Origin of the sequence: Flavobacterium sp. CSZ, from assembly GCF_015350725.1 — a bacterium.
Taxonomy (GTDB): domain Bacteria; phylum Bacteroidota; class Bacteroidia; order Flavobacteriales; family Flavobacteriaceae; genus Flavobacterium.
This window is the reverse complement of the sequence record NZ_JADKPQ010000039.1, coordinates 1-23,295: the sequence shown is the minus strand read 5'-3', so window position 1 is coordinate 23,295 and position 23,295 is coordinate 1. Positions and strand designations below refer to the sequence as shown.

The window sequence follows — 23,295 nt, the reverse complement described above, 5'->3', positions numbered from 1 at the left end:
AATTTTGTTTCGCTTGTCTCTCAAAGCGGGTGCAAAAGTAGTGAGTTTATCCGTATTTACAAGTTTTTTTATAAAGTTTTATTCAATTATTTTTAAAAATTTATCATAACCTTCTGATAAAGTTGATCTTAAACTTTAAAATTTAATATAAATAAAAGAGAATTTTCTTACGATATTGTTTTGCATGCAAAATCAATTCAAAAAAACACCTCTTCTTTTACCGGTTCAAAGGTTAAGTTAAACAAGTATGTTTAACATATCTAAAAAACTCTTTAATATACTCATCAAAATAACATCACAGACTAGTGAATGATTTTCCCTATTTGGTATTCTTTGAATTCCAAAATTTACTCCAGATACAAAACTTGCCATTGCTATATCATAATACCATTTCAATTCATACAAAGATGTTTATTCTCTCATAGTTTATTGACTTTTCACTTATTGTGGCAACCTATCCTAGTTAAAGGATGCTTAGGATTGGAAAAGCTATATTGATTTTTTACTTTCGTATATGCAATCTGAATAATGAACCTGATAAAATGCGATTATGGATTTCAGTGAAAAAGGTCTTTCCCTTGAAGAGGTAAAGGCAATGGATATGGTATCTTATTTATCTGCCTTGGGATTTGAACCCTCTAAAATATCCCACGATGAATATTGGTACCTCTCACCTTTACGAAATGAAAGGACAGCTTCTTTTAAAATCAACCGCAGTATTAACCGTTGGTATGATCACGGGATGGGAAAAGGAGGCAGTCTCATTGATTTTGGCATGCTGTTTTTTAACTGCTCCTTTGGCGATTTTTTAAATCGTCATTGCAGAAATATTCCCCTGCGGCATTGCTTTGTTCCGCTTCAAAATATTTCGGAAAAAAATCAATCAAAAATTATCATTTTAAAAGAACAACCACTCCAATCTATTTCCCTGTTACACTATCTAAGACAAAGAAAAATTCCTATTGGCATTGCCCGTGAATATTGCTGCGAGGTTAGTTATGGCATTAATGAGCATTCCTATTACGGCATAGGCTTTAAAAATGACTTTGGTGGATTTGAAATTCGAAATCCCTATTTTAAAGCCAGTAGCTCACCCAAGGGAATTACTACTTTTCAACATACCGATAAAAAAGTGTTGGTCTTTGAAGGGTTTATGGATTTTTTATCCTACAGGTCATTGAGTGGTCGGCTTAAAAACCAAAAAGAAAGCTTTGTGGTTCTGAACTCTCTTTCTTTTTTAGAGAAAGCCCGCCCTTTTATGGAAAAACACAAAGCGGTAAGTCTCTATCTGGACCGGGATGAGCCCGGGCAAAAATTCACTGAGCTGGCCCTTGGCTGGGGCAGTAAATACAAAGATCAGAGCGCACTGTATAAAGACTGCAAAGATCTTAACGAGTGGATGATAAAATCTGAGAAAAGCCAGAAAAAACAAAGTTCGGGCTTAAAACGATAAAGACTTAAATCCAAGAGAGCCATTACCCTTTCAGACAGAGATTCTCTAGGGATACGAGACGCGTGATTTGCTAATCGAATTTATGATTCAAAGAAAGTGTTAATCTTAAAAAAATATAGCTATGCAAACCGGAGAAAACGAGCAGGCACTGCGAAAAATACTTGATATGACCCGCCTTATAAGTATAATCCTTTTAGGCCTGCACTTTTATTACTATACCTATAGCGTGTTTCTGCATTGGAATCTGGCAAACCCACTAGGGGATAAAATCCTTGGAAATATTGCTCTGACAGGACTATTTGACACCTTTGATCGCTCCAAAATCCTGGCTCTTGGCTTTTTGGTCATTTCACTTCTGGGCAGCAAGGGAAGAAAAAACGAATCTATGACCTACAAGCATGCTTTTCTTTGGCTTGGCTTAGGCTTGCCTCTTTATTTTTTGAGCTACTTTTTACTGCTTTTAAAAATAAATATCATCTGGCTGGCAATTATCTACATTGGTGTGACAACGACAGGATTTATTTTAATTCTAACAGGAGGTACTCTCTTCTCGCGTGTTATAATCCAAAAGCTTCATCAGGGAGATATTTTCAATAGTGAAAATGAGACTTTCCCACAAGAAGAAAGACTCCTGGAGAATCAATACTCCATCAACCTTCCCGCCCAATACTATGTAAAGGACAAAATTCGAAAAAGCTGGATCAATATCATCAACCCCTTTCGCGGCCTACTGGTACTGGGAACCCCTGGCTCGGGTAAATCCTATTTTATCATACGCCATGTCATTACCCAGCACATCCGAAAAGGATTTTGCATGTTTGTTTATGATTTCAAGTTTGATGATCTCACTACCATTGCCTACAATACCTGGCTCAAAACAAAAAAATCACATCTAATTGCCCCTGAATTCTACAGTATCAATTTCGATGATCTGAGTCGCTCGCACAGATGTAATCCATTAGTACCTATGACCATGACCGATATTACCGATTCGGCCGAATCGGCCCGAACCATTCTATTGGGACTCAATAGAGAATGGATCAAACGTCAGGGTGATTTTTTTGTGGAATCCCCTATTAACTTTTTAACGGCCATTATCTGGTATCTCAGAAAATATAAAGATGGACAATTCTGTACACTGCCCCACGTTATCGAACTCATGCAGATAGATTATGATGATCTTTTTACCCTTCTTCGGACAGAGAAGGAAATAGAGGTACTTATCAACCCATTTGTCAATGCATATCTCAGTGATGTCATGGAGCAGCTAGAAGGGCAAATTGCCTCAGCCAAAGTAGCTATGGCCAGACTCTCCTCTCCCCAACTCTATTATGTGCTATCGGGAAACGATTTTACACTAGACATCAATAATCCAAAGCAGCCCAAGATCATCTGCATGGGAAACAATCCTCAGAAGATCCAAATTTACGGCGCTGTACTCTCGCTTTATGTAAGTCGTTTACTAAAACTGGTCAATCAGAAAGGAAAACAAAAAAGCAGTCTTGTATTTGATGAATTTCCCACTATTTACCTCAACAATATCGATAATGTTATTGCCACAGCCAGAAGCAATAAAGTGTCTACCTGCCTGGGCATACAGGATTTTAGCCAGCTTAGAAAAGATTACGGGCGAGAACAGGCTGATGTCATTATGAACCTTACAGGAAATATCATCAGCGGCCAGGTCAGCGGAGACACTGCCAAGCAATTATCGGAGCGAATTGGAAAAATTATGCAGGACAGGGAAAGTCTTTCCATAAACAGCAATGATACCTCTGTTAGCCGCTCTAAACAATTGGAGCTGGCTGTACCGCCTTCCAAAATATCTGCTTTAAGTTCAGGTAAGTTTGTGGGAATGGTCGCTGATGATCCGAATTGCAAAATAGACCTTAAAACATTCCACAGTGAGATAATCAACGATCATAAAGTCCTTAAAAACGAAACTGATAATTACAAAGATATTCCCATGGTACGAGAACTCAATAATGAAATTGTACAGAGTAATTACCTTCAAATAAAAAAAGACATCCAGGATATCATTAACGATGAGATGGATCGCCTTATGAGTGATCCTGAACTCTCTTGCCTGGTGATAAGAAAATAAGTTCAACCTAAAGAGAAATGCTATGAGAACAAAGACTAATAACCCAAAAAAATATCGTTATGTATATCTGGGAATACCTACTGCAGAATATATTGAAATTGAAAATAATTACAAAAAAAGTACCTGCCGCAGCTTGAGTGAATATATTAGGAACATAATTATTCATAATCCAATCACCATACGCTACAGGGATCAGTCCCTGGAAGATTTGATCGAAGAAATAGCATCTCTGAATGATCATATGAATCAGGTGAGAAATACTGCCTTCCAAATTCTTGAAAAATTAACAAGTCAGCAGCAAACCAGTCAATTCAATCCGGTACTTGCAGGATTTGAAACCACCATAAAACATCTGGATAAAACAATCCAAGAAATCAAAATACAAATTGAAAAAATCGTAGAAAAATGGTCACAATCATAAAAATTGGCTCCTCGATAAACCGAATTATTAATTATAATGAGAGCAAAGTCACAATAGGACAAGCGCAATGCATTGGGGCTGGCAATTACCCTGTTGATCTTGATAGATTAAACGATAGAATAAAAAAAAGACGTTTTACCCAAATAACAGTATTAAACCAGAGTATAAAACGCAATGCTATTCATATTTCTCTAAACTTCTCTCCCCTTGAAGATCACTCAAGGGAGACTTTAATGGCAATTGCCAATACTTATATGCAGAGAATTGGTTTTGCAAAGCAGCCTTATTTAGTCTATGAGCATTATGATGCAGGACACCAACACCTGCATGTTGTGACCACATATATACAAAAAGACGGTAAAAGAATGCATATTTATAATTTAGCTTATCGCAAATCTGAACCTGCCAGAGAAGAAATCGAAGAACTATTTGGGTTAATTAAGGCACGAGGACAAAAAGCAAATAATCAACTTGATTTGAATCCCATAGCCATAAAAAGAATCAAGTATGGAGAAACCGAATCAAAAAAGGCCATAAATCTTGTTCTCAATTATGTATTGAATCAATACAGCTATACCAATTTTACAGAACTAAATGCCATTTTATCCCAGTATAATCTTATTGCTCAAAGAGGAAGTGAAAATTCAAAAACATTTCTGGCAGGTGGATTAGTATACCAGATTTTAAACCAAAAAGCAAAACCTGTTGGAAAACCTATCAAGGCAAGCATACTTGATAACAAGCCAACGCTGGTTTTTTTAGAGAATCAATTTAAAGAAAACAAAATAAAAAACACTGAGCAGCAAATAGGGATTAAAAAAATCGTAAATAGGTATTCAATTCAATCTATAGCTTTAGATGAGCTGAGCCCGATATTGCAAAGGTCAGCGATCACTACTGTGGCTAAAAAAGACGCTGATGGGCTTATTGATGAATTAACCTTTATTGATCACAAGACCAAAAGTTTTTTAAATGGTGATTTTCTCCTCAAGCAACTCAATGAGAATCTTGAGCAAAGATCCCAAAAAGCGGAAGTCTGTTTTGAGAACAGAAAAGCAAAACGAGGTAAAACTATCAGGCAAAGCTTTTGAAAATGCTTTATTTTGCATTTTAATTTTACAAGTCATCTTGCAAAATTTTACAGCTCAGTTTCCAAAATTACTTTCAAGGTCCGAATCAATTGCTATTTAATCTCTTTTTTAAGTTTTCCCAAGGAAGAATCTTCCATTTTTTTGATCTGATTAATAACAATTTGAGCAATAGCAGTCGCGCCTTTTAATGAAAGGTGTGTATCATCTGCTTTGTCTTTTTGATAATAGGGATTCTCACCTGCCTTAAAATGCAAATGCAATTGCTTTGACTCCTCAGGTCCGTAAGATTCTTCGAGTAATTCTGAATAATATTCCAGATCAATAAAAGGAACTTTGTATTGCTGAGCCACTAATCTGACCTCTAAAGGATACTCACCGTGAGTGGGTACAAGTACGCCTTTTTCATTAAAATTACGCCTTGCAATAGAAGTGAGTAGCACAGGGATAGCGCCTTTCTCACGACTCTCTTTTACAAACCGAATAAGATTGTATCGATAACGGGTATGCGGGTTTGTATATCGGGTCGAATCTTCTATTTTTTGGTCATTATGTCCAAATTCTATAAAAACATAATCGCCTTTTTTAAGCTTTTTATAAATAGAATCCCAGCGTTTTTCATTGATAAAACTCTTGGTGCTTCTTCCATTTACTGCTTTATTTTCAACGACAATATTTGCTGTAAAGAAAGGCTCAAGCACTTGCGCCCAACCATGTTCAGGATTTTTATCTGGGTCTTTCTTGTTGGCCATGGTAGAATCTCCAATAGTAAATAAGGTTGTTTTTTGGGCGAAACTTGCCGTTGTGATCAGCCAGATCATCAATAGATAATATTTCATTTTTTTCATTCTTAGAGTTCTTTCATTCTTATTTTGCCGCAGAAGGAACTGTTGCTTTTTCTCCTATAAAAACTTCGTTCAATACTACATTTTGAGCATTTGAACTTGAAATGGCATTTTTTGCCCATTTTATATCTATGTTGTTCAGAGAAATATTTCGGACTTTTTTATCGGCAAATCCCTGAATTACAATACCTGTTTGCGTTGCTTTATTACAGGAAATATTTGAAAAGAAAATATCTGATATCTCCGATTGAAAACCATTTCCTTCACCATGGTAATTGGCCGTTATATACAAGCAATCTTCTACCTGATCGAGTGTAATATTTCGAACAAAAATATTTTTAATAAAACCACCCCTATCGGCATTGGTTTTCAAATAAATTCCCCTTTTTAAATAGCCAACTGCTTTACAGTTCTCAACATATACATTTTGAACTCCTCCAGACATTTCGCTTCCTATCACAACGCCATGAAGTCCTTTGAAATTACAATTTCTAATGACAATATTTTCACTTGGTGTGGCCGCATTTGCTCTTCCTTCGTGATCTCTTCCTGCTTTAATGGCTACATTGTCATCACCATTATCAAAGGTTACATTTTCAATTAAAACATCTTTTGCATACTCAGGATCAATACCGTCATTATTGTGATTTAAGGATCTGTAACTCACGCCTCGGACCGTAATACTTTGAGATTTTAATAAATGCAGACACCAGAAAGGTGAATTTTCTATCCTGATATTTTCAACTAAAATGTTCTTACAATTAAAAAACTGAATCATCTGGGGACGCAAAAAATAACCAGCTCCCAATTTCCTGTCTTTAAGTGGAGTATTGTTATGATTCATCTCGCGGCTCAGATTTTTTCCCGCTGTTTCTTTAGCCTTAAAGCTTTTCCATGTCTTAGCTCCTTCTCCATCAATTGTTCCCTGGCCCGTTATGGCAATATTAGAACATTGGTATGCATAAATTAAAGGGCTGTAATTATAAAGCATTGTCCCTTCCCAACTGGTTAAAACCATGGGTAAATAATCCTCAGGATTATCACTGAATTTAATCTTGGCTCCCTTTTCAATTTTAAGGTTAACGTTGCTTACAAAATGAATTGGACCACTTATTTTATAAATTCCTTTAGGCACAATTATGGTTCCGCCATTATTTTTTTTACACAACGCCATGGCTTTATCAAAAACAGCCTTGTTATTGGTAAGAGAATCTCCTTTGGCGCCTAACTTCAAAATATTTATCTGATAAGAAGCAATTACAGGAAGCTGAATTCTATTTAGAATCGAATCTACTTTTGCTGAGGGAAATTCGCTATTCTGCGCAAGACAAGTCCATGAAATCAATAGAAAAATGAGACACTTAAAATTCATGATTTATATTTTGATTTTGATTTAGTTATTCTATAAGCTCTGGGTTATTTTTCTTTACTTGGCGTACCAATTAGCAATGGAATCTTTTAAGATATTTTCAATGGTATATTCCCCGGCTTCTTTCTTTGAGAGCTGATGTGACCATACCACTCTTTTTGTGGGCTGATAGCCTTCGCCTCTGTTATTATACTCACCATAAAAAGCATTTTGTTCTGCTTCGGGTTTGGACCAGTTGTGCCAGGCCTCGGGCCTGATATGCTTTCCCATATCACAATTAATGTAAACGGTTTTGGCATAAATACGCCACGGCCTTCCCAGATAAACTGCCGTTGCAGCTGGTTCAGCAGTAAGTTTACAATTTTGAAAAACAAATCCAAAAGTGGTATCCTGTGGTGTTGAAGCTGCCGTGATATAAGAGTTTTTAATGCTTCTGATTTCACAATTTTCAAATAAGACCGTAGCGCTTCCAAAAATAAAATCAGTAGTGCCTTCGATATAACAATCTTTAAAATATTGCTTGGCGTTTTTTCCAGACACATACAAAGTGTCCTGATTGCCTAAAATACTACAATTTGATACCTGAGCGCGATTGGCCACAAGAGACAGTGCAATGGCCTGACCATTGTCGCCCGATGCATTTTTAATGGTTAAATTCGAGGCCGAAAAATCATCCCCTTCAACTAAAAGTGTATAGGTAAAAAAAGTACTGTTTCTTCCTGTGTTGATTTTAGAAAAATTATCATCAAAGGTAATAATGGTATTTTCTTTGCTTTCCCCAAGAAGTGCTACATGGGTATTCCACTCGGGAATTCGGATCTTCTCCTTATAAATTCCGTTTTTTACAAACACTGTCACTTTTTCATATGGAAAAGAAGGACAAGCATTGATAGCGTCTTGAATTTTTGTAAAATCACCTGAACCGTCTAGGGCAACGGTAAAGAAATTAGCTTTTTTTTTATCTATAGACTCTGCTGATGATAATTTAATTCCGTTTTTAATGGCCCATGCAGGATATTTTTTCAATACTTCTTTTGGCGCATCGCTATACCAGGAATAGCCATTTCTGCGTTCCGAACCAATTTGATCAAGAGATTTTCTCCTCACTCCGTCACGATCGCAAAAAAAGGGTTCATTGTTATCCAGCTCCATAAATCTTGCCCAAATTGGCGATGCATTCTCAGTGACAATCATATTCTTGTCTATAATTTTTCCCTGATCGTTTAAAACGCGTTTCTCTTCAAGATTGGTGATTTTTGTTTTTTCAAACCAAGCCTGAGCGCTTCTAACCGCTGTGATTATCTCTTTTGAAGGTTTTTCTATCGACATTAAAAGCAGTACAATTTTAGCCGATTCATATCCGCTTAAAGAAGCCAGTTCAAAAGCTCTTGCGTTTGCCGGGGCAAGGGTAACCTCATCGTGTTGCGCGCACCAGGCGGTTAAAACTCCGTTTTGTTTATATTGCGTTTTTAAAATACAATCAATTCCTTTATCGAAAGATTTTTTAGCTTTTTCGATAGTTGCTGCCGAAGGTTGTATGCTGTAAAAATCAGTATCCTCACTTACATGTTTGATGATATTTAAAATATTTACCATCGAATCATCATTGTAGGTAATGTGTGTGTAATATCCCTTTTTTAATGGATAAAACTGAGGCCAGCCTCCATTGCTATATTGCGCCTCAAGTAAATAGTCTAAACCTTTTAAAAAAGATTCTTTATAACGCTCGTCCTTAACCTGCGCATACATTTTAGACATAAAAAGCATTTCCTGACAAGTTGCACTGTTGTCTGTAGTGATTTCTTTTGTTGACTTTTTAAGGGCCAGTAAATCCTTTTTTTGCTGCGGGGTTAACTCTTGCTGCATCTGAATATTTTTTGGCCATCCGCCAATATCTCTTTGATAAAGCAAAACATTCTCTGCTATTTTTTTAGCTTGCTCTGTGCCAAACCAGCCTGCATCGTTTTTGCGAATAATATCGGGCCAGTTTTTATAGGTGTTCTGAGCATTTACAGCAAAACAAATGCTAAATAGCACTACTGTTATATATTTTTTAAATTGAATCATTTTAAGCTTATTTTGTTATTCTAAACCAATCTACGGCAGTATTTCCCGAATCATTTGTTACTTTTTCGCTCAAGGCAAAAAGCCCAACTTTGGCACCAATCCATTTTCCTTCTTTTGATATAAATTCAGAACCAATCGATTCATACTCCTTATCATCTAAACTATAAAAGAAATTACAGACTCCGCCTTTTTTAATTTTTACTCTAAGGTAGATAATATTGTTTTTAATTAAAACCGGAGTGGTTTGGCTTTCAGCAACTTTTTTATCGAAAGTTCCTGTTTTCTGGTTCAAATACAATTTGCCCATATCGTTTCTTAAATTCAAATAACTATAATCCAATCCCATAATGATTAGCCCTGTCGATTCACCATTTAACCTTGTATTAAAAGTTAATTTAGTGGTCACTGTAAACTCCTCTGCAGGAAATTTTTGAAGTAGTAAATTAGGCGCGTCAAATATCTTGTTGCTTTCTTTAATTGTTGGTAAACAAAATAAATTAAGATATCCCAAACTTGTCGAAAACCCCCAATTGATTTGAGAATTGGCCTGCCATTGCCATTGTAAACCTAACTTTGGTTCATTAAACTCATCTGACTCTGCAGGAGTTTCTATGGGGTATTTCTTCCCTACATTTGGTTTTTTGAATCTTGCAACCGGCTCTCCAATGCCGTTTTTATCAAAATCCTCTCCCATAACCGGCCAATCTTTTTCCCATTTCATGGGCTCAAGATGAACAATTCTTCCGTAAGCTCCTTTGTCCTGAAAATGAATGAACCAGTCTTCTCCGCTTTGTGTTTGCACCCATGCGCCCTGATGCGGGCCGTTTATGGCTGTTTTTCCTTGTTCCAGCACTTTCTTTTTTTCATACGGGCCAAACACATTTTTTGATCTTAAAACAGTTTGCCACCCGGTAGAAACCCCACCGGCAGGAGCAAAAATGTAATAGAAACCATTTCTTTTATAAAATTTAGGCCCCTCGATTGTACCTTCGCTCTGATGCCCGTCAATTACCATCACCTGGTCATTATTGGCAATTGTTCCCTGGGCATTCATGCTGCAAACTACAATGAGACTCTTAATCTGGGCACGGCTTCCGGCAAAGGCATGAACAAGATAAACTCTCCCGTCATCATCCCATAAAGGACTTGGGTCGATAAGTCCAATGCCCGCTTTTACCAAAAGAGGTTCAGACCATGGGCCTTCTGCTTTTTTGGCTTTAATCATGTAAATTCCAAAATCAGGATCAGGATAATAAATATAAAACTCATCATTATGAAAAGTAATACTTGGAGCCCACACGCCATTGCCATGCTGTACTTTATCAAAAAAGTCAAAGGGAGGCTGCCTTGGCAAAGCATAACTTAAAATTTTCCAGTTTACAAGGTCTTTTGAATGCAAAATTGGCAATCCGGGAATACAATTAAAAGAAGAGGCTGTCATATAAAAATCATCCCCTACTCGCACCACATCAGGATCCGAATAATCGGCGTGAATGATAGGATTAGTGTATGTTCCGTCTGCATTATCGGGCACCCAGACCTGAGCGAAATTCTTTTGCATCGCCAATATGGATAAAAAAAGAAAGAGGGCTTTTATATTTTTCATTTTATATTATCCTTATAATAAGACCTAACAGATTTTAAAAGCCTGTTAGATCTTTTCCTGAAACTTATTATCTGTTCAACTCTAAAGCAGCCAGAATAAAAGGTCCGGTAGCTTTAGGATCATTGTCTTTTTTCTTTTCGTTTACATAATATTCGTATGAGCCGTCACGATAAGGAGTTCCGCCTAAACCGGCAACCTGACAAGCTTGCGTTAGTGTAATTCCGCCATCGGCATCTACTTTTATTAATTTTTTTGTCAATGCATCGAAAGCTTTGTTGGCTAATTTTTTATAGCTGGCAGGCAGATATCCTTTGTTGGCTCCTTTTGCAAAAGCATAAGCAAACATTGATGATCCAGAAGCTTCAAGGTAATTTCCTTCTTTATTGCCTTTGTCTGTTACCTGATACCATAAACCTGATTTATCCTGATATTTAGCCAAAGCAACCGATGCATTGTTCAGGTATTTTACCAATTCTTTTTGTTTTGGATGCTCTTTTGGCATATAATCCAATACATCAACAAGGGCCATAACATACCAGCCTAAAGCTCTTGACCAGAAATTTGGCGAATTACCTGTTTCTTTATTTGCCCAGGGCATTTCTTTACTTTCATCCCAGGCATGATACAATAATCCGGTTTTTGGATCTGTCGCGTGCAATTGAATTAACTCAAATTGTTTTGCGATATCATCAAAATTTTGCCCGTTTTCAAACGTAAGGGTATATTGTGCATAAAATGGTTCTCCCATATATAAACCATCTAACCACATTTGGTTGGGATATATTTTTTTATGCCAGAATCCTCCACTTGCAGTGCGCGGCTGCTCGGAAATTTGCTTGCGCACTAACTGCATTGCTTTTAGATATTTTTCTTCTTTTGACTCCGCATAAATATCAAAAAGCAAACGACCTGGTACTACCAAATCTATATTGTATTTGTCTAATTCATAAGTTTTAATCGTTCCGTCGTTTTGTACTAACTCATCTACATAACCTCTTATGTAAGTTTTATATCGGGAATCCGGATTTTTCTTGTACAATTCTTCGATCGAATGCAAAACCAAAGCATGAACATAATCCCATTTCGGTTTCTTAGAATCATCGATCATATAAGCTTCTGGGTGACGTTTCATTAAGGTCAAAGCCATTTTATCAGACCATTTTAAATTTTTAGAAATTACGATTTCTTTCTTTGCAGGTTCCTGAGAAGTCACTTTGCAACTTGTAAAGGCTATTAAACAAACTAAAATAACCCATGTAAAATAACTTTGTTTTCTAGTATTTTTCATTTTAAAATATATTTAAATTTTATTATTTTTTTAATTCTATCGCACTAAGTAAAAATGCTGCCAAAGCCGGCGAACTATTGTCTTTTGCCTTGCTATTGGTATAATATTGATTTGTTCCGTCGCGAAAAGGTTTTCCTCCCAAACCAACACTCGAAGATACATTTGAGATTACTATTTCACCATTTTTATCTTTTTTTACAAACGTGGCAATAAAGGCATCAAAGGATTTTTGCGCAACCTTTTTATAATCCGAAGATATATATCCTTTGTCTGCTCCTTTTGCCAGACTATAAATAATCATTGCCGAGCAAGATGATTCTAAATAATTATCTTTCAAATCAGGCTTGTCTGCTACCTGATACCATAAACCTGTTGCACTTTTATGTTCCACTACACTTTTCGCTATCTGGTTCAAATAGCCTGCCAGCTTCTTAAAGTTGGGGTTTGTCTTTGGATAATAATCCAGTGTTTCTACCAAGGCCATCATATACCAGCCTATAGCTCGCCCCCAAATGGTTGGTGAGGTCCCTGTTTCGGGATTTGCCCATGCTATTTCTTTACTTTCATCCCAGGCCTGATACACCAAAGCTGTTTTTTGATCTACCAAATGATTTTGCGCCAATTCAAATTGTTGGGCAATATCATCCAAAGCTTTACCTTTTTCATACCTCACTGTGTATTGTGTATAAAAAGGTTCGGCCATATACAAACCATCTATCCACATTTGATTGGGATATATCCCTTTGTGCCAAAATCCCCCGCTCGCTGTTCTGGGCTGACTCTCTATCTGAGCTCTCAATTGCTCTATTACTTTTTTGTAACGATTATCTTTGGTCTGATCATATAAATTAAACAATAATTTTCCCGGATTTACACAATCGATATTGTAATCTTTGATGTTGTAATCGGTAATATTTCCCTGGGCATCAATTAATTCATCTGCATATTCTTTTATATAATTGAAGTATTTTTTGTGGTTTGTTTTTTGATATAATTTTTCAAAAGCAAACAATACCAATCCCATTTTATAATCCCATTTTGGCTTTTTAGTTCCATCGATCTGAGAAGCTTTAGGATAAGTATTCAAAATAGTAAGTGCTGTTCTCTCTGACCATTTTAAATTCTCAGCAAGAACAGCATTTTTATTTTCCTGAGCCATCATTATACTACTCATTATCAAGAGTAAAACAATAAGATTGATCTTTACAAAACTCGATTTCAGCATAAAACTACATTTTACCTTTTTTGTTGAGTACTTCTAGCTTTTGATCTAAGTACTTCACGAATTCTTCTTTTGATTTAATTCCGTTTGGCTCTTGTTCCCAGGCGCCTAAAAAGTAAAAAGAAGTTGCTTTTGTAGTGGGTTTAAAAACCAAAAGGTAATCTAAAGTAGTATCAGCAAGATTTTCGATTGTATTGGTTTGATAAAAAATAGCCATTCCTAACTTATCGGGCACTAATGACTGCTCGCCGTAAGTGGCCAGATAAGCCCATTTTTTATTTTTACTATCCTCTTTAAGTAATTCAGCATTTTTTTGCTTTACAATTCCGGTACAAATTCCTTTGATTTCTTTTGAGGCCTGAATCGTGTGTTGGGTATAAAGCTGATCTGCTTTGATGGTTAAAACTGATGTGAAATCGATTTTATCCAAGGCTGTTTTCCATCCGTAATAATTCACTTTTACGCCAGATTCGGTCGTTTTGTTTACCACAGTTGCAATGGTTGAGTCTACTTCACGGAAGTGTAATTTTTCATCATTTAAATAACGATCGATAGATCCAATTCCGATTCCTTTTCCGGCTTTAAGGATATCTGCACCCCAATCGCTCATCTGATGATAGGAATCAAAATTATCCTGACCTACAAGAGGCAAAATATTAGCCGTTGTTTTCTTTCCAAAAATATCAATGGCATTTCTCCAGTCCAGATACAAACGATATCCAATACGGTTACTCTCCCAGCCCGGGCCTTCGTAACGAATATCAAAGGAATGATCTGTATGTTCGGGAGCCAATTTTAACCGATCGACATTTTTAAAAACAGTTCCTCCAATATATTTGCGTCCTTCCCATTTCCCATCAGTTTTGGCAGATATCTCGGCATATGTTTTGGCTGTTTTAATGTCGTATTTTTGAGCATTAACCGCTGTAACTCCAACTAAAAATAAGGTTGCTAATGTGATCTTTGTTTTCATTTTATTCTAAATTATTTGAATATTCTCTTTAAAAATTGTGTTGTATAATTCACTGTTTCATCCATCCAGGGCTCAAAAAACCAAAAGGAATGAGGTGAATCCTGAATTGTTTTTACTTCACTATAAATCTTGTTTTGATTTAAAATGGCAATCATATCATCCCGTCCTGCATGAAACCGCTCAAAACTGCTGTTGATAAACAGACTTGGCGGTGTATTTTCACTGGCATGACTTAAAGCCGACGCTTCTTTCCAGTTTTGCGGATTTTCCTCATGGGTGCCGCCCAGCCAAAAAGCAGCCATTTCTCCTTCGCCAGATTCGGGATGCTTAAAAGCCAATATTCCATCTACATCGATAATTGCCTGAACTCTTGAAGAAGACTTACTCTTGTATTTTGCATCTTCAAAAGCTAAATCTCCATTTGTTGTACCAATCAAAGCTGCCATTTGGCCTCCTGAGGAGCATCCTAAAACGGCAATTTTGTCTGGATCTACATGAAATTTCTTTGCATTATCTTTTATAAATTTAATCGCATTTTTTACATCATAAATCCCTTTGGGATATTTTGCCTCGAGCGATAATCTGTATTCTATTGCAAAACAAGAATATCCTCTTGAGGTTATTTCCTGTGCTAGACCTTGCATTTGATTTTTATTTCCTGATCTCCATCCCCCTGCATGAATCATGATTACCCCTGGATTATTTTTCTGCTTTTTATTAAAAAAGGCATCCAAATGTAATGCCCGGTTTTTATCCTTGTAGTACACTATATTCTCGATCTGAATATCATTTTTTCCTTTATTTGCCTTTGCAATTTTTATAAAAGGATATTTTTTAATGAGTTTATCATAGGTACTTTTTATGGTATATGAGGTATCAACACTATAACTTTGCGCTATAATACCCTGAGAGACAAACACTAATACCAACAAGATTCTTTTCATTTCAAGCGAACTATTATTTCGTTAAGAAAGGAGTCCGATTCATGACCGAACTCCTTTTTAACTTCTTCAAAAAAACAAAACCTCAAAAATTTTTAAATTACTAATTATACCAGATTTTTAATATGCCGGATTTTGAGGGAAATCTTTATTTCTATTTAAATCTAATGCTGATTGTGGTATTGGTCTTAAAATTTTCTGTTGACCATTTTGACCTGCAAAAGCAGCAGCACTAGTAACTTTAGGATTGTACAAAACAGTTCTGTCAACTAATGTTCCTGTACGTTTTAAATCGAACCAACGGTGGTATTCACCCAATAATTCTCTTCCTCTCTCGTCTAATATTGTATTGATATCAATAGTTGTTACTACCGGAATTGCTCCTACTACACCACCGCCTGCTCTTCTTCTTACTTCATTTAAACGAGCCAGTGCAAGTGTAGGCTGACCTGCTTTAAAATAAGCTTCGGCAGCAACTAAATATGTTTCTCCAAGTCTTGAGATAATAAAATCACGCGTACTGCTTCTGTTTGTAGCAGCAGTAATTGGAGTTGTATTGTAGTTGGCACTGGTAGCACCGCTATAGGGAGCATTAGGGTCATCAAATTTTCTAACCGGAATTAGATTGTAATCTCCTCCTGAAGGCGCTGATGAAGAATAAGATCCCCAAATATGATAACCTGCCGGTACTGTTGAAGGAGCTGTAATTTTACCCAAGTTGGTATGAGAGGCTATATAGGCAGTTCTCTCTGCCGGAGTAAACCATTTTGGCTCATAGAAATGAGTCACTTTTGAAGCTGATTTATCTGCTGCTGTACTATACAAATCGTAATATCTGGCAAAGATTTCTGTCATAAAAGTACTCTCCCAACGCTTATCTCCTTTTTCATATAATGATATGGCATAAACAGTAGGGCAAAGTGTGTAACTTCTGTTAGGATAAGGGTTCCCTGCAGCTGCAGCCCCTAAATAAGGTCCAAACCAATAATTTTGAGAATTCCCAAGTGAAGTAGTTCCCGTTGCATTTGAAGCTGAAGAAAACTGAACTGAAAATACTGTCTCAGCATTCATTTCATTACCTGGTTTTACCACATCTTCAAAAGATACATTTAATGCCTGGCCTGCAATTGCCTGATCTGCCAAAGTTGCTGCCGTTGTAAAATCTGTTGGTGTTCCAAAAGTTTCATATCCTTTAGTTAAATATACTTTTGCCAATAAATCCTGAACAGCTCTTTTATTCACTCTTCCTGTATAAGCACCCGCTGCAACTGCCGGGAGGGCTTCGTTAAGATCTTTAAAAATCTGAGTATACACCTCTTCGGCTGTATTTCGGTCAAAAGAAGTTACTGCCGTATTGATATTATCCAATACAATTGGCACACCTCCATAAGTCTGAACTAATAGAAAATAAGCATTTGCTCTTAAAAATTTAAGTTCACCTACTCTTGTATCCAGTGTACTTGTTTTCTCCGTAAGAGTAGAATAGTATATTCCTTTATTGGCTTGTTGAATGGCCATGTAACAAGTTCTGTACAATAAATCAACTCCTGCAGATGATGAGGATAAGGTTAAATATTTGGCTAATCCTTCAGGCTCCTGATTTCTTCCCTCAGAGTACATATCTGTACCTGCTTCAAACAACCACGGATCACCACCATAAATATCTTTTAAGGTTGAATAATTTGTATTTACCAATGACTCAAACCCGGCAGAGGTAAGAAAATATTGTTCTGCTGAACCAAAAGCAAGATTTTCTTCTTCAATAAAATCTGAACAAGAATGTAGTGTGGTTGCCAGAATTGCTATAACTATTATTAATTTTTTCATTTTTCTTTAATTTAAAATTTTAAACTTAATCCCATCTGAACCGTCATTGTAGAGACACGGTTAACTGCTAAAGCCGCAGTTGCCCATTCAGGGTCATATCCTTCATAATCGGTAAATACAAAAGGATTCAAGACATTAACATATAATCTTAAACTTTTAATTTTCAACTTACTAACCAGATCCTGATCAAAACTATATCCTAAGGCAATGTTTTGAACTTTTACAAATGAAGCATCTTTATAAAACGCTACGTTGTTGGTATCATAATAAACTCCTGCTCCACGAGGCAAAGGATTTGTATTGGAGTATTGAGAAGGAAGACCTGCTCCGTTTGCCGGAACATACCAGTCTCCAAGATCTAATTTCTGACGACCTCTATCTGTAACATCAGCAAAATTATCGTGGAATCCGCTAAATACAGTCATTCCCTGATTGGTGATTAAAGACAATGATAAATCAAATTGTTTTACTTTTAATGTTGTAGAAAAACTTCCTGACCATTTAGGATCATAGTTCCCCAGGATAGCCCTGTCGTTATTGGCATCAATTTTTCCATCATTATTTAAATCTTTTACTCTTGCCTCACCTGGTTTCTGACCGTAAGAAAGTGCCTTAGCTGCTTCATTTTCCTGCCATACTCCATCAAATACAAAATTGTAATAAGAGTGAACGTTTTCCCCAATAAATAAGTTGTTTCCAACATCATCAACCTTATCTTGTCCGTAAATAGATTCTAATTTATTTACGTTTTTAGTAAAGGTAAAACTGGTTTCCCAAGACACATTTTTAGTCTGAATGTTTTTAGTCACTAGCGCAACCTCGATACCTTTATTTCTAATAGACCCCACATTTGAAGTAATAGTAGGAACTCCTATTTCCAGTGGTAAAGCTTGTTGAAACAATAAGTCTTTAGACAAACGATTGTATACATCTACACTACCTGAAATTCTATTGTTAAAAAAGCCAAAATCTAAACCTAAATTCACCTCTTTTGTTTTTTCCCATCCCAAATTTGGATTTCCTAAACTCGATGCTGTGTAACCATTGGCAACAGTAGAACCATATTCATAATAAGTTGGTGTTTTAAGAAGACTTAAACTTGAATAAGGATTCACATTATCGTTTCCTGTATAACCAATACTTCCTCTAAATTTAAAGTTAGAAACAAAGGCTAATTTTTGCATAAATGCTTCCTCATGAAGATTCCATCCTAAAGCTACAGAAGGGAAGGCAGTCCATTTATTTCCTTCAGCTAAAACTGATGATCCATCATATCTCACTGAAGCTGTCAATAAATAGCGCCCTTTGTAAGCATAATTAAAACGAGCTGCATATGATTCTAAAGTATTTTTAGAATAAGGAGTAAACACACCAGAAGGAATCAAAGCAATATTGCCACTTCCAGGGGTCAATGTATAAGTAGACTGAGCTCCTGATCCTAAATTATAAAAACTGGTTTCGAAAGGATTTTCTCTTGAGGCTGCAAAATAAGTTTCAGTAGTATTAGAATAAAAACTCTGAAGTCCTAAAAAGCTAAACACATGATCCTTTGCCAGGGTATAATTGATATTAAACTGGTTGTCCCAGGTATAATTAAAGTTTTGCACGTTGGTTACATCACCTGATGGCAAACTTTTGTTTTTAAGTCCAAAATCTGTTTGTGCACCAAATGATCTTCCTTCTCTTGCATCCATTTTCCCAGCTGAAAAAGTAGATTTAAAAGACAGCCAGCTATTGACTTTGTATTCTGCAAATACATTTCCAATTGTGGTGAATCTCTCTATTTCATCGGCAGAATTGGCAATTTCTAAAAATGGATTATAAGATCCTGTTTTATTAATTGCAGATGTTCCGTTTGGATATTTTAATGTACCCGGCTGTTGCGCATAAGTGCCTACAATGTCGTTACCGGCTGCATCAATTGCCCAAGGTGAAGTAAATGGATTTTGTCTAAAAGCTTCCTGCATGGCAGTTGGGCTTCCTAACTGCTCATCTGTTTTAGAAATGGTAAGATTTACTCCAAATGAGATTTTATCATTTACTTTATGATTTAAACCTGCCTTAAAGTTGTATTTATCGATACCTTCATTATCAATAACTCCGGTTTCTTTTTGTACTCCCAGACCTATGTTATAAGAGAGTCCGTTATCGGCGCGACCTGAAACATTTAGATAATTATTCTGAGTCATTCCTCCTTTAAGGATTCTGTCCTGCCAATTATAAGTTTTGTTTTTTACTACTCTCTGAAACAAAAGAGGATTAGAACCTGCCTGACCTACAGCGGCTTCTAGTTCTGTTTCGTTGATATCATTATAAGTTGGATTTGTAGCTGAAATTGTAGTGGCTAAAAATGCTGATTGATGGTAATACCACCATTTTTCAGGGCTCATTAATTTAGGTAATCTCACTGCTTGTTTGTTACCATAAGAAGAATCGAATGAAACTGTTACTCCTGATTTTGCATTTGTTCCGCTTTTAGTGGTAACGATGATAACCCCGCTTCCACCTCTGGAACCATAGATTGCCGCAGACGAAGCATCTTTGAGTACATCCATTCTGGCGATATCCTGTGGATTCAAAAAGTCAATATTATCAGTAGGTACTCCATCGACAACAAAAAGTGGTTTAGAACCATCTTTATTAATGGAGTTTGTTCCTCTGATAATCACATTAAATCCATCACCTATACGACCTGAATTCGAAGTTACCTGAACTCCTGCAATTCCTCCCTGGATAGCCTCCATAGGGTTGGTTACGTTTCTTTCGGTAATTTTTGCAGCAGATAAAGTATTAATTGCACCGGTTAGATCTGTCTTTTTTGCCGTGCCATATCCCACTACAACAACCTCGTTAAGTGAGTTTGATTGTTCAGAGAGACTTACATTTACTTTAGATTTTCCCGATACACTAACTTCCTGTGTTTGAAAACCAAGATAGCTAATTACTAAAATTGCTTTATTACTGGTTACGTTAATTTTAAAACTTCCCTCAAAATCTGTTGAAGTTCCGTTTTTAGTTCCTTTCTCCTGGACATTTACACCTGGTAGTGATAATCCTGCAGCATCTGTAATTTTCCCTTCTACCACAGTAGATTGAGCGTAGATTGTAGTGCTCAACAGGAAATTCAGGAAAAATAAAAATACAAGATTGTATTTTATTTTTTTCTTCGATAATTGTTTAAAATTCATAGTGTGGTTAAATAGTTTTGGTTAAATTGAAAGTTTTTAATTTTTAATGGTTTCTACTCTTTTTTCATTCGCATTTGTATTTATAAAATTGATATTCTTTACATTTTTCAATAAGTAGGGCTCACCTACTTTGGCTATTGTTACATTTTTCAGGGTAATATTCTCCACGGGAGATTCCTTATATCCTTCTGCCCACACTGCGTATTTCCCGCCGTTTTTTACCGTTATATTCTCAAGGTTTATATTTCTCACTGTAGGTATAAAATTTCCTGTTTGCGAACCGTATACATTATAGAACATCGTTACACGCAAAACACATTCTTTGACTGTTCCTACTTCAAGATTTCTCACATAAATATCCTCTACAATTCCTCCTCTTTTTGAATTTGTTTTAATACGAATTGCACGATCCAGATTGGGACTGTCCATTACACAATTCTCTACAAAAACATTATTAACACCTGCAGATATTTCGCTTCCCATGACAACTCCGCCATGACCATCGATCATTTTACAATTCTGAACAATGATATTTTTACTTGGTATGGCCACTCTTCTGCCGTCTGCATCGCGTCCGGATTTTATGGCAATACAATCATCACCGGTATTAAAAGTGCAGTTTTTAATGAGTACATTTTGCGAATATTCAGGATCACAGCCATCATTGTTAGGTCCATGACTATTTACTGTTACACCATCAATGATGATATTATTTGTTTTTATGGGATGCAGAATCCAAAACGGGGCATTGATCACCGTAATGTCTTTTACCAAAACCGTGTTGCACTGAAAAAATTCAATAAAATTGGGGCGTAAATAACGTCCTTCACCAAACACGCGCTCCGAAACCGGAACACCTTTTTCGGCCATTTCAATTAAAACCTCGCGGTTTTGAGGATCATTTTGAGAAGGAATTCCTTTCTTCCAGCCATAATCTTTACCTGCCGACCAAATCCACCAGTTCGTATCATCAGCCTGACCATTAAGAGTTCCTTTTCCTGTTATGGCAACATTCGTTTTATTTTTTGCATATATAAGAGGAGAATAATTCATCAGTTCGGTTCCTTCCCATGAAGTATGAACCATTGGATAATCCTTTGGATTTATGCTGAAAAGAATTTCGGCGTTGTCTTCTAAATGCAAATTCACATTACTCTGTAAATGTATAGGTCCTGTGAGATATTTTCCATTAGGCACCAAAACTCTTCCCCCACCATTATCAGCACATGCCTTAATTGCTTTTTCAAAAGCCAGTGTATTTGACGTTTTTGCGTCTCCTACAGCGCCAAAATCATTTATATTGAAGGTTTTATCTGCAAATTGAGTCTGAGGAATACTCTTTATAATTAATTCCATCTTTTTCCACGGATCTGAATGAGAAACTACAGAAGCATGCTTTGTACATGACAATAATGCTATAGCCACTAGAGAGGAGATTAAAAAAGTTTTAAGTGCTATAATCTTATTTACAAACATTTGCGCGGGATTTATTGTTTAGTCTTTCAAATCATTACATATATGTAATCGATTACACGAAAGTATAAAATAAGTTCTTACACACCAAATTAATTAGCAAAAAATTTATATATTTAATTTTTATTATGAAATATAATTACACTTAATGTAAAAAAACCTATAATTTATTATGATTGTTGATTCGAAAACGTTTTAATTATAAATTATGGTAATCGATAACAATTTGTGTAACGTTATAAAAAAAAATGTATTTTTGTCTAAGATTAATCTGAAAACCTTTTTTAATGAGCGAAAAAATAACTATTTACGATATTGCTGAAAAATTGAATATCACTGCCGCTACTGTTTCAAGGGCTTTAAACAACAATCCTAAAATAAAAGAAAGCACGCGCGAGCTGGTTATTAAAACTGCTGCTTCGATGAACTATAAGCAAAATAAACTGGCGTTGGCATTAAAAAGCGGACGTAGTAATAACATTGGCGTTATTGTTCCTCGTATCGACAGCAACTTTTTTGCCTCTGTCATTAGAGGAATCGAAGAGGAACTTCATCCTCATGGTTATCAGGTAATCATTTGCCAGACTCATGAAAGTGCAAAAAGAGAAAACGAAAATTTATATACTTTAATAGATGCGCAAGTAGACGGTATCCTAATGTCGGTTACTGATGTAACAGGCGAGAATAGTGGCGCTTTTGATAATGTATTACAAAAAAATGTTCCGCTTATCTTTTTCGACAGAAGCAAACATATCGATGGGGTTAGCTCAGTAACCATTAATGACTTTAAAGGAGGATATATTACTACAAAGCATTTAATTGATGAAGGCTGTAAATCTATTGCTCATTTATCGGGAGATCAGTCTCTGGAGATTTTCAAAAACAGGTTTTTAGGCTACAAACAAGCTTTACTAGACAATGGAATGGAATTTAAAGAGGAATATGTAATCCCCGTTAAAAGTTTTGTTGATGCCGGAAAAGATGCAGTTGATATTTTATTGCAATTGCAAACCCCGCCAGATGCTATATTTTCATCGAGTGATTTCGCTGCGTTAGGAGCAATCCAGGAATTACGATCCAGAAATATCAGCATTCCAAAAGATTTTTGTGTAGCGGGTTTCAGTAACGAGCCCTTCACTAAATTCATGGAATTATCGATAACATCTGTAGATCAGTCGCCACTTGAAATGGGAAAAATGTCGGCGCGTGTTTTCCTGGAACAAGTAGACAAAACCGATACTATTAAAATTGAAAAAAAGGTAGTTCTCGCTCCTGAATTACACATCCGTAAATCATCGTCAAGATCTAACTCATAATTTTTTTACCATATAAGTTCATTTAACAATGAACTTTTTTTTCACCATTAAGATAGTAAGAAAATGAAGTTCAAAGCTTATATCTTAATGGTAAAAAACAAAAAAGCTCACTGT

General features: G+C 36.0%; 16 protein-coding genes. 5 read left to right on the top strand and 11 right to left on the bottom strand.

The annotated features are described in order from the left end of the window. Window positions 1–550 precede the first annotated feature (550 nt). The 4 genes from IRZ78_RS25715 to IRZ78_RS25700 all read left to right on the top strand — a co-directional run bounded on the left by IRZ78_RS25715 (window position 551) and on the right by IRZ78_RS25700 (window position 5,069). A complete protein-coding gene (locus IRZ78_RS25715; RefSeq protein ID WP_194620390.1) occupies window positions 551–1,453 on the top strand; it encodes a toprim domain-containing protein in 903 nt (300 codons plus the stop codon). Between the two features lie 121 nt (window positions 1,454–1,574). Beyond that, window positions 1,575–3,557 carry a conjugal transfer protein MobC gene (gene mobC / locus IRZ78_RS25710; RefSeq protein ID WP_194620388.1) on the top strand — a complete coding sequence of 661 codons (1,983 nt, stop codon included), beginning with the start codon at window positions 1,575–1,577 and terminating at the stop codon, window positions 3,555–3,557. 22 nt (window positions 3,558–3,579) lie between these two features. After that, entirely contained in the window at window positions 3,580–3,978 is a 399-nt protein-coding gene (locus tag IRZ78_RS25705) for a plasmid mobilization relaxosome protein MobC (RefSeq protein WP_194620386.1), read from the top strand. Further along, a complete protein-coding gene (locus IRZ78_RS25700) occupies window positions 3,963–5,069 on the top strand; it encodes a relaxase/mobilization nuclease domain-containing protein (protein WP_194620384.1) in 1,107 nt (368 codons plus the stop codon). Before IRZ78_RS25705 ends, IRZ78_RS25700 begins: the two co-directional genes overlap by 16 nt. Before the next feature lie 92 nt (window positions 5,070–5,161). Here the strand turns inward: IRZ78_RS25700 and IRZ78_RS25695 are convergent, their stop codons facing one another. The 11 genes from IRZ78_RS25695 to IRZ78_RS25645 all read right to left on the bottom strand — a co-directional run bounded on the left by IRZ78_RS25695 (window position 5,162) and on the right by IRZ78_RS25645 (window position 21,868). Then, window positions 5,162–5,905 carry a rhamnogalacturonan acetylesterase gene (locus IRZ78_RS25695; protein WP_194620382.1) on the bottom strand — a complete coding sequence of 248 codons (744 nt, stop codon included), beginning with the start codon at window positions 5,903–5,905 and terminating at the stop codon, window positions 5,162–5,164. Window positions 5,906–5,933: 28 nt separating this feature from the next. Beyond that, window positions 5,934–7,283: a glycoside hydrolase family 28 protein gene (locus IRZ78_RS25690; protein WP_194620380.1), complete on the bottom strand. Its 1,350-nt coding sequence runs from the start codon at window positions 7,281–7,283 to the stop codon at window positions 5,934–5,936. A 54-nt stretch (window positions 7,284–7,337) separates the two neighbouring features. Further along, the gene (pelA, locus tag IRZ78_RS25685; protein ID WP_194620378.1) at window positions 7,338–9,347 is read right to left on the bottom strand and encodes a pectate lyase; all 2,010 of its coding nucleotides are present in this window, start codon (window positions 9,345–9,347) and stop codon (window positions 7,338–7,340) included. 7 nt (window positions 9,348–9,354) lie between these two features. Continuing rightward, entirely contained in the window at window positions 9,355–10,953 is a 1,599-nt protein-coding gene (locus IRZ78_RS25680) for a glycoside hydrolase 43 family protein (RefSeq protein ID WP_194620376.1), read from the bottom strand. Window positions 10,954–11,020: 67 nt separating this feature from the next. Next, complete coding sequence (locus tag IRZ78_RS25675; RefSeq protein ID WP_194620374.1) at window positions 11,021–12,241, bottom strand: glycoside hydrolase family 88 protein; 1,221 nt, start codon at window positions 12,239–12,241, stop codon at window positions 11,021–11,023. 22 nt (window positions 12,242–12,263) lie between these two features. Further along, entirely contained in the window at window positions 12,264–13,466 is a 1,203-nt protein-coding gene (locus IRZ78_RS25670) for a glycoside hydrolase family 88 protein (RefSeq protein ID WP_194620371.1), read from the bottom strand. A gap of 4 nt (window positions 13,467–13,470) precedes the next feature. Continuing rightward, the gene (locus IRZ78_RS25665; protein ID WP_194620369.1) at window positions 13,471–14,436 is read right to left on the bottom strand and encodes a DUF4861 family protein; all 966 of its coding nucleotides are present in this window, start codon (window positions 14,434–14,436) and stop codon (window positions 13,471–13,473) included. Window positions 14,437–14,447: 11 nt separating this feature from the next. Then, a complete protein-coding gene (locus IRZ78_RS25660; protein ID WP_194620367.1) occupies window positions 14,448–15,380 on the bottom strand; it encodes an alpha/beta hydrolase in 933 nt (310 codons plus the stop codon). 117 nt (window positions 15,381–15,497) lie between these two features. After that, entirely contained in the window at window positions 15,498–17,204 is a 1,707-nt protein-coding gene (locus IRZ78_RS25655; protein WP_194620365.1) for a RagB/SusD family nutrient uptake outer membrane protein, read from the bottom strand. Window positions 17,205–17,215: 11 nt separating this feature from the next. Next, window positions 17,216–20,392: a TonB-dependent receptor gene (locus IRZ78_RS25650; protein ID WP_194620363.1), complete on the bottom strand. Its 3,177-nt coding sequence runs from the start codon at window positions 20,390–20,392 to the stop codon at window positions 17,216–17,218. 36 nt (window positions 20,393–20,428) lie between these two features. Next, window positions 20,429–21,868 carry a glycoside hydrolase family 28 protein gene (locus IRZ78_RS25645; protein WP_194620362.1) on the bottom strand — a complete coding sequence of 480 codons (1,440 nt, stop codon included), beginning with the start codon at window positions 21,866–21,868 and terminating at the stop codon, window positions 20,429–20,431. A 284-nt stretch (window positions 21,869–22,152) separates the two neighbouring features. Between IRZ78_RS25645 and IRZ78_RS25640 the strand changes: the two genes are divergently transcribed. Beyond that, window positions 22,153–23,181 (top strand): LacI family DNA-binding transcriptional regulator, encoded by a 1,029-nt coding sequence (locus tag IRZ78_RS25640; RefSeq protein ID WP_194620360.1) that lies wholly within the window; start codon window positions 22,153–22,155, stop codon window positions 23,179–23,181. Window positions 23,182–23,295 lie beyond the last annotated feature (114 nt).